Source organism: Pseudomonas sp. PDM01 (genome assembly GCF_014852325.1).
In the GTDB taxonomy this organism is placed as follows: Bacteria; Pseudomonadota; Gammaproteobacteria; order Pseudomonadales; family Pseudomonadaceae; genus Aquipseudomonas; species Aquipseudomonas migulae.
Map to the genome: position 1 here is coordinate 643,508 of NZ_JACVBK010000003.1, position 8,109 is coordinate 651,616.

Below are 8,109 nucleotides of genomic sequence, written 5' to 3' on the forward strand. Positions count from 1 at the left end.
CGAGGAGCACATCATGAGACGTCTCGACATTCTGCTCATCGGGCAGAGCCAGGCCCTGACCGACCTGGCGCTGGAGCTCGAACAACACGGTCATTCACTGATGCGGCTTGAAGCAGTTGGTCAGCCTGCGGCGGGACCGTTCGATTTGCTGATCGACGACACAAGCCTGCCGTTTGAGGACTTCGGCGCGACATCTCGACTGACGCTGCAACTGGGCATCGGCGAGCCGCAGACTTCAGGTCTTGTGACGTTGGACTTGCTATGCCTGCACAGTTCGACGCTGCTCACGCGCGTGCCGATTGCCGACGAACCTTCGGGCAACGGCCAGGCATTGCGTGTGCGGGCGGTAGCGGAACTGGTAGATCATGTAGCGCTGCTGGTCAGTCGTTTCTCGCGGGACGCCGACTATTTTCTACTGGCCGAGCCAGCGACCCCGGTGCATTTCGAGCGGCTGGAAAGCCTGCGGTTCCTGGAGCACCTGGCCTTCGTCCATCGGCTCAATTCCACCGCTGATCCTCGGTTGCTGCAACTCGCGCAAGTGCCGATGATCGAGCGGCTTGAGCAGCGCTTCATGCTGTCCGCCGAAAGACCGGCGCTGAACCTTGCCGGTACGTCCCTCAGCTATCGCCAACTGCATGCCCACAGCCGCGCCATCCAGCAGCGTTTGCAGCCAATGCTCGAACAACTCGACGGGCCGTGGGTGATCGGCATTTGCCTGCCGAAATGCAGTGCGTTGTATGCGGGGATTCTGGCGATTCTCGGCAGCGGCGCGGTGTATCTGCCGCTGGAGCCGAGCCATCCGCTGCAACGTCAGCACTACATTCTGTCGAATGCCGGTGCCGTGTTGCTGCTGCACGACGGGCAGCATCCTCTTGCATCCGAGATGCTCAGCCTGGACATCAGCGCGATCGACATCGACAGCGTGGATCTCGACCAACCTTTGATGCGCCAGCGCCCGGACCTCGACGCGCCGTGCATGGCGCTCTACACCTCCGGCACCACCGGCCATCCCAAAGGTGTGTTGCTCAGCCAGGCCAACCTCGCGCACTTCACCGCGTGGTACGCCGACTATGTGCAACTGACGGAGCAGAGCCGGGCGCTGCAGTTTTCGTCGTTGAGTTTCGACTCGTCGCTGATCGATATTTTCCCGACCCTGTTGCAGGGCGCCGAGCTGATCGTGCCCAGCGATGATCAACGCCGTGATCCGCTGCAACTGGTGGAACTGATCCGCCACCAACGCTTGAGCCACGCGTTTCTGCCACCAGCCTTGTTGAGCATTCTGCCGCTGGAGCAGTTGCAGGTGCTGGATCATGTGATGACCGGTGGCGATGTGTGCGAACCCTATGTCATCGAGCAGCTCACCCGCCAGGGCAACCTCTACAACCTCTATGGCCCGACCGAAGCGACGGTGCTGATCACCGCGCGGCAACTGCGCGCCGGCGACAGCAATCGCACCCTCGGTGCGCCTATTGCCAACAGTCAGGTGCTGATCCTCGACGAGGATTTTCAGCCGGTGGGCGAACAGACCGTCGGCGAGTTGTACATCGTCGGGCCCGGTGTCTGCCTGGGCTATCTGAACAATCCACAACAGACCGCCGAGCGCTATTTGAACGTGAGCCTGCCGAGCGGTGAGCACCTGCGGGCCTACCGCACCGGCGACATGGCGAAGTGGACCGACGCTGGCATCGAGCTGTGCGGCCGCCGGGACAATCAGGTAAAGATTCGCGGCTTTCGGGTCGAGCCGGAGGAGATCGAACGTTGCCTGCGCGACAGTCAGCTGTACCGCCAGGTGGCCGTGGTCATCGACAACCAACGGCGGATTCTGGCGTTCCTCGCCCAGCCTCAGGAAGCGCTACCCGGCGCGGCGCGTGAAGCGCTGAAGGCGCACGCCACCCAGTTTCTGCCGGACTACATGCAGCCCACCGCCTGGACCGAACTGGCGAGCATGCCGTTTGCCAGCAACGGCAAGGTCGATCGTAAGGCCCTGCTGGAGCTGCCCGTCAGCATCGCCGAAAACACCGAGCGACGCTTGCCGGCCAGTGCCGATGAAGCGCTGCTGCTGGAGATCTGGGCCGAGCTGCTGGAGTTGCCGGCCAGCGACATTTCCACCGACGAAAGTTTCTTCAATTTGGGCGGCCATTCGATCCTGCTGTCGCGCATGCTGTTGCGCCTGCGTGAAGAGTTCGGTCGCAGCATCTCGATCAACCGCTTCATCGAACTGCCGACCATCGCGAAACTGGCGACACTGGTGCGCGGCTCCGGCACAGAGGAAGTGCTCAGCGAACAGGCCATGGCGGATGCCTTCCGCGAGCTGGATATCGAGCCGCTGCCCGTCAGTCGCATGGGCGATGTACACAAAGTGATCGTCACCGGCGCCAACAGTTTTGTCGGTGTGCATATTGTCGAGGCGTTGTTGGCGTGGGGCGCCAGCGAAGTAGCGTGTCTGGTGCGCGATGGCAGCGGGCAATCGGCGGCGGAACGCTTCGCCCACGCGTTGCGGGAAAACCGTCTGGAGCATCTGGATTTGAGCCGGGTGCGGGTTTACGCGGCGGACATCACACAGCCCTCGCTGGGGCTTGCGGTGGATGTTTATGAGCGCCTGGATCGCGAGTACGGCGCGCTGGTGCACAACGCCGCCAACGTCAATCACGTGCTGGATTACGAGTCGCTGGCGCGGGACAACGTAGAACCGATCTTCGAGTGCCTGCGCCTGTGCGAAGGACGCAGTAAAAAAATCTTCAATTTCGTCTCGACGCTGTCGGCTTCGAGCACGATTTCCGCTGATGGCCGGGTGCTCGAACTGCCCGCCGCGCAGACCCCGCCGATCTACATCAAGAATGGCTACAACCTGTCCAAGTGGGTCGGCGAACGGATCCTGGAAAGGGCTCGGGAGCGCGGGGTTCGGGTCAATCTGTACCGCCCCGGCAACATCAGTTTCAACAGCTTGAGCGGCGTCTGCCAACCGCACAAAAACCGTTTGATGCTGATGCTCAAAGGCTCGATCCAGCTCGGTCAGGTGCCGGAGTTCGCGTTGAATTTCGACCTGATGCCGGTGGACTTTCTCGCCCGTTTCATCGCCTTCCACGCCAGCCGATATTCAGCGGAAAAAGCGGTATTCAACCTGCACAACCCCGAGCCGCTGAGTTGGGACGATTACGTCGCGTCCTTTCGTGAGGCGGGTCGGGAATTCTCCATGGTCAGCGTCTCCGACTGGCAGCAGCAATTGGGCCGGGTCGACAGCGACAACGCGCTGTTCGGCGTACTCGGTTTTTACCTCAACGGCTTCGAAGAAGACATCGGCGACATCTCGATGATCGGCCATGACAACGCTCAGGCCGGCGTGCGGCAGATGGGCGCGCACTACCCGGAAAAATCCCCGGCGCTGCTGCGTCGCGGCTGCGACTACCTCAAAGAAATCAACTTCATCTGAATCACTCAAGCGGAGCAAAACCATGAAAAACCTGCAACCCGATACCCTGATCAAAAACCCACAAGGCTGCCTCGTCGTGTCTTCGGTGGACGTGCCGGCGCAGGCCGAAAAAGTCTGGGCGGTGGTCGGCAACTTTGCCGGCTTCGATCAATTCATCCCGGCGTTGTCGCACATCGAGACGACCGGCGAAGGCGTGTCATCGCTGCGCAAGAAATTCTTCAAGGACGGCAACCTGGTGGTCGAGCAACTCAATTCGCGGGATGACCAGGCGCGGAGCATGACCTGGACCACGATCTACAACACCTTGGGCGTGGCCAATTTGTGGGCGGCGATGACGGTTGAGGTGCTGGGTGAAGGTAAGTCCCGAGCAACATGGACCATCATCGCCGAGCCGGCTCAGGGTGGCGCCGAGGCACTGCCGGGGTTCAAGGATTTTGTGCAGGGGTTTGCCGATGATGCGATGAATAATGTGTTGAAGTTGTTTGCGTAGGACACACTTTTTTCGGTGATGCGCCAGTCCTCTTCGCGGGCAAGCCTCGCTCCTACAAGGTATCGAGTAACCTGTAGGAGCGAAGCTTGCTCGCGAAGAACGATAACGCGGTGATCTGACCTGAATCAGATCTTGAAGCTATCAACCAACTGCTTCAACCGATTCGCCTGCAACGACAATGCATCGCAATCCTTCAACGTTTCATTGAGGTTGGCCACGCTCTGCTGATTCAGCAGATTGATCTGGTTAACGTCGACGTTGAGGGTTTCCACCACCGCCGTCTGCTCCTCGGTCGCTGCCGCCACCGACTGGTTCATCCCGTCGATTTCGCCAATGCGCTTCGTCACGCTGACCAGACGCAGACCCGCCTGGTTCGCCACTTCAACGCTCTCTTCGCTGGAGACCTGACTGGCGTTCATGGTGGTCACCGCTTCACGCGAGCCGACCTGCAGCGACGTGATCATCTTGTGAATCTCCTCGGCCGATTCCTGCGTGCGATGCGCCAGGTTGCGTACCTCGTCCGCCACCACCGCAAAACCACGACCGGCTTCACCGGCGCGTGCCGCTTCAATGGCGGCGTTGAGCGCCAACAAGTTGGTCTGCTGGGAGATGCCTTTGATCACATCGAGAATGTGCCCGATGTTGTCGGTGCTCGCGTTCAGGGTTTCGATCTGCGTGCACGACAGGCTGATTTTCTGCGACAGCTCGGTCATGGCCAGAATGGTTTTTTCCACCACCTGACGACCATCATCGGCCTGCTCGCTCGCGCCGCTTGCATGCTGCGAAGCGTCGGCGGCGTTGCGGGCGATTTCCTGGGTGGCGGCGCCCAACTGGTTAATTGCCGCCGCCACGCTGTTGGTGCGCGCACTTTGTTCGTCGGAACCGACGATCGACGCGTTGGACGAAGCCATCACCCGTTGCGACAGGTCATGGACCTGCCGGGTTGCCGAGGACACTTCGGAAATCGACGCGTGAATTCGCTCCACAAACTGGTTGAAGGAGCCGCCCAGTTCGCCGAATTCGTCTTTGCTTTCCACGGACAGACGTCGGGTCAGGTCGCCTTCGCCCTGGGCGATGTCCTGCATCGCACGACCCATGGTGGTCAACGGGCGCATCAGCACGTTGATCAGCAGGGTCAGCAGCACCGCAATGACGGTGACAGCGATAAACATCGCGATCAACGCTGAGGTGCGGAATTGGCTCAATGGTGCGTAGGCCTTGTCCTTATCGATCGACAGACCGATGTACCACGCAGCATTCGGCAAACCGTTGACCGGGGTGAACGAGAGGATGCGTTCCTGGTTGTTCAGGGTGACTTGCTGATTGCCCTTCTCGATGCGCAGGCCGGCGTTGGGGTAGATGTCCTTCAGGTTCTTCATGACCTGGTCTTTGTCCGGGCTGACGATCACCTGGCCGTCGGCACTGACCAGAAACGCATGGCCAATGCCGCCGAAGTCCACCGAGTTGATGATCTTCACCAGGGTTTCCAGGCTCAGGTCACCGCCGACCACGCCAAGCAACTCGCCATTCTTTTTCACCGGCATGGCGATGGTCACGACCAACCCACCGACGGCCGCCATGTAAGGCGGGGTCAGCATGGTTTTGTCAGCGACAACCGCTTGCTTGTACCAGGGACGCTGACGCGGATCGTAGCCATCCGGCATCTTCGCGTCAGGGCGCTGAGTGAACACGCCATTAGTCTGGCCGACGTACGTGAACTGGAAGTTGGAGGTGAAGGCCGGCTGATCAACCAGCCCCGGCAGATCGGCATTGGCGCCTTGATGAGCGACGTTTTGCGCGAGGTTTTCCAGCACCAGCACGCGGCCGCTCATCCAGTTCTGCACGCTGCTGGCGGTCAGGTCGCCGGCTTGTTGAACGGAGGATTCGAGGTTTTGCCGAATGGTATTTCGCTGCAGATAGTCGTTGTACAAAGTGAACAACGCAAAAGCCAGCACCACGACGCCGGAGGCGGCCAACAGGATTTTATGGCTGAACTTGAGATTCATTTCATAGGGCTTCTATGCAGAAAGTGGGGATGCGTTCCGGGTTGCAACATTCCATGTACAGCTCAAGCGGCTCTAAGGCCGCTCTACTTTGGTGCACGCATGTCTCACCAGTCTGTCGGCACAGGCGGGATAAATCTTAGGGGCATGTACGAAATGACCGGTATTTCCGTCAGATACCCGCCGAACGGCATGCTAGAGCGCTTGAGTAGCATTGTTGTGATGACGGTTGTTCGAGCGGCAGTTGCAAATTCCCCGTCCCTTGACAACAATGCGAGTAATTATCATTTGTGACGTTCGGGCTAATGCAGCCGAAGGGCTCACTCTCAACGTTCGGTGGAGCGCTATGTCGCTGATTCGCTCTATCACTGCTACCTGCTGCGGAACCCAACATGATGCCTGTGGATAATTCGGCACTGGGTCGGCGTGGCGAACCTCATCAACAGGTGGTCAAACAAGCCATCCACTGGCTGCTGCGCTTGCGAAACAACGCGAGCAATTCCAGGCTGCGCCAGCAATGCGATGTCTGGCGGGCAGAACATCTGGAACACGAACTGGCCTGGCAACGGGTGCAGTCGCTGCACGCCGAACTCAGCAACAATCTGCATGCGGTACCCGGTGCCCACGTCGCCTTCAACACGCTGGAAAACAGTGCTCAAGGACTGGGTAGACGCCAAGCCTTGAAACTGTTGTCGGGTGCGTTGTTGATGGGATCGGTAGCATGGCTGGGCAGGGATCTGACAGGCTGGCAACAGTGGACCGCGGATTTTGCCACCGCTACGGGCGAGCGCCGTGGTTTCCAGCTGCCGGATGGCACGCGACTCGAACTGAACACCGCCAGCTCAGTGGATCTGGACTACACCGCGCACCAGCGTCGGATCAAACTGACCCGTGGCGAAATCATCGTGACGTGCGGCGGGGCCGATGAAGGATCTTCACTGGATCGACCGCTACGCGTGCACAGTCACCACGGTGTGTATGAGGGCGTCGCCGCACGTTTCATCCTTCGCCAGGACGCGGACTGCACGCGGCTCAGCGTGACCAGCGGCATGGTCGCGATCCATTCACCACTGCCTGCTGATGGCATGCCGATTCAGGTGCAGGCCGGTCAGAACTATGTGATTGATCATCAGCGGGCACGTTTGGCACCACCGCAGGCCATGGATGTCGGCACCTGGGTCGACGGTCTGATCGTCACCCGCAACATGCGTCTTGGCGATTTCCTGCAGGAGGTCGGACGCTACCGCCATGGTTATCTGACGTGCACAACAGATATTGCCGACTTGCGGCTGTCCGGTGTCTTCCGGTTGGAGGACACCGACAAACTGCTGGCCATCCTTCCGCAGACCTTGCCCGTGCAACTGCGCTACCGCACCCGATGGTGGGTGACGTTGGAGCGGCAGTCAGCAGCCAGCGCTACAACGTTGCCGCCGGACCTTTGAGCGATGTGCTCGATCAATTTGTGCGCCAGGTGGGCAACTGATCGAAAACCGCCACAGTGAGCTACCAGTTCCAAATACTCGGCATACAAAAAAGCCAGCCCTTGATTTTCAGGGGCTGGCTTTTTTGTTTTTCCTAAGCAGGCAATCGAGATATTAGCGAGCCCGAAACGACAAAACCCCTGTCTGCGTTAGCAGACAGGGGTTTCGGAATTCAATCTTGACGATGACCTACTCTCACATGGGGAAACCCCACACTACCATCGGCGATGCATCGTTTCACTGCTGAGTTCGGGATGGGATCAGGTGGTTCCAATGCTCTATGGTCGTCAAGAAATTCTGTGTCCAGCCCGTTACGCCGTAACGTGCCAGCAAAATTGGTGACTTCTACTAAAACAAAACCCCAACTGCTTTCGCAATTGGGGTTTCGGAATTTAATCTTGACGATGACCTACTCTCACATGGGGAAACCCCACACTACCATCGGCGATGCATCGTTTCACTGCTGAGTTCGGGATGGGATCAGGTGGTTCCAATGCTCTATGGTCGTCAAGAAATTCTTGAGCTGACGCGTCTTGCGACGTTCCAGCGAATTGGGTATGCGATAGTTTGTGTGTTGCTCTCGAACTTTCGGTTCATTGCGTCTTCACACACCGCAATCTGATGCTCTTTCGAGTAGTCAAATTGCTTGGGTGTTATATGGTCAAGCCTCACGGGCAATTAGTATTGGTTAGCTCAACGCCTCAC

Annotated in this window: 4 protein-coding genes and 2 rRNA genes; 3 read left to right on the plus strand and 3 right to left on the minus strand. The window is 59.0% G+C overall.

The window, feature by feature from the left end:
- Window positions 1-13: 13 nt before the first annotated feature.
- Window positions 14-3,430 (plus strand): non-ribosomal peptide synthetase, encoded by a 3,417-nt coding sequence (locus IB246_RS10765; RefSeq protein ID WP_008039597.1) that lies wholly within the window; start codon window positions 14-16, stop codon window positions 3,428-3,430.
- Between the two features lie 22 nt (window positions 3,431-3,452).
- The gene (locus IB246_RS10770; RefSeq protein ID WP_008039596.1) at window positions 3,453-3,920 is read left to right on the plus strand and encodes an SRPBCC family protein; all 468 of its coding nucleotides are present in this window, start codon (window positions 3,453-3,455) and stop codon (window positions 3,918-3,920) included.
- 125 nt (window positions 3,921-4,045) lie between these two features.
- Here the strand turns inward: IB246_RS10770 and IB246_RS10775 are convergent, their stop codons facing one another.
- Entirely contained in the window at window positions 4,046-5,926 is a 1,881-nt protein-coding gene (locus tag IB246_RS10775; RefSeq protein ID WP_008024479.1) for a methyl-accepting chemotaxis protein, read from the minus strand.
- Window positions 5,927-6,318: 392 nt separating this feature from the next.
- On the opposite strand from IB246_RS10775, the gene IB246_RS10780 reads away from it, so the two are divergent.
- Window positions 6,319-7,365, plus strand: a complete 1,047-nt coding sequence (locus tag IB246_RS10780) for a FecR domain-containing protein (protein WP_032832504.1) — start codon at window positions 6,319-6,321, stop codon at window positions 7,363-7,365.
- Between the two features lie 215 nt (window positions 7,366-7,580).
- Here IB246_RS10780 and rrf (IB246_RS10785) read toward each other — a convergent pair.
- Window positions 7,581-7,696, minus strand: a 5S ribosomal RNA gene (gene rrf / locus IB246_RS10785).
- Between the two features lie 104 nt (window positions 7,697-7,800).
- Window positions 7,801-7,916: ribosomal RNA gene (gene rrf / locus IB246_RS10790) — 5S ribosomal RNA — on the minus strand.
- Window positions 7,917-8,109 lie beyond the last annotated feature (193 nt).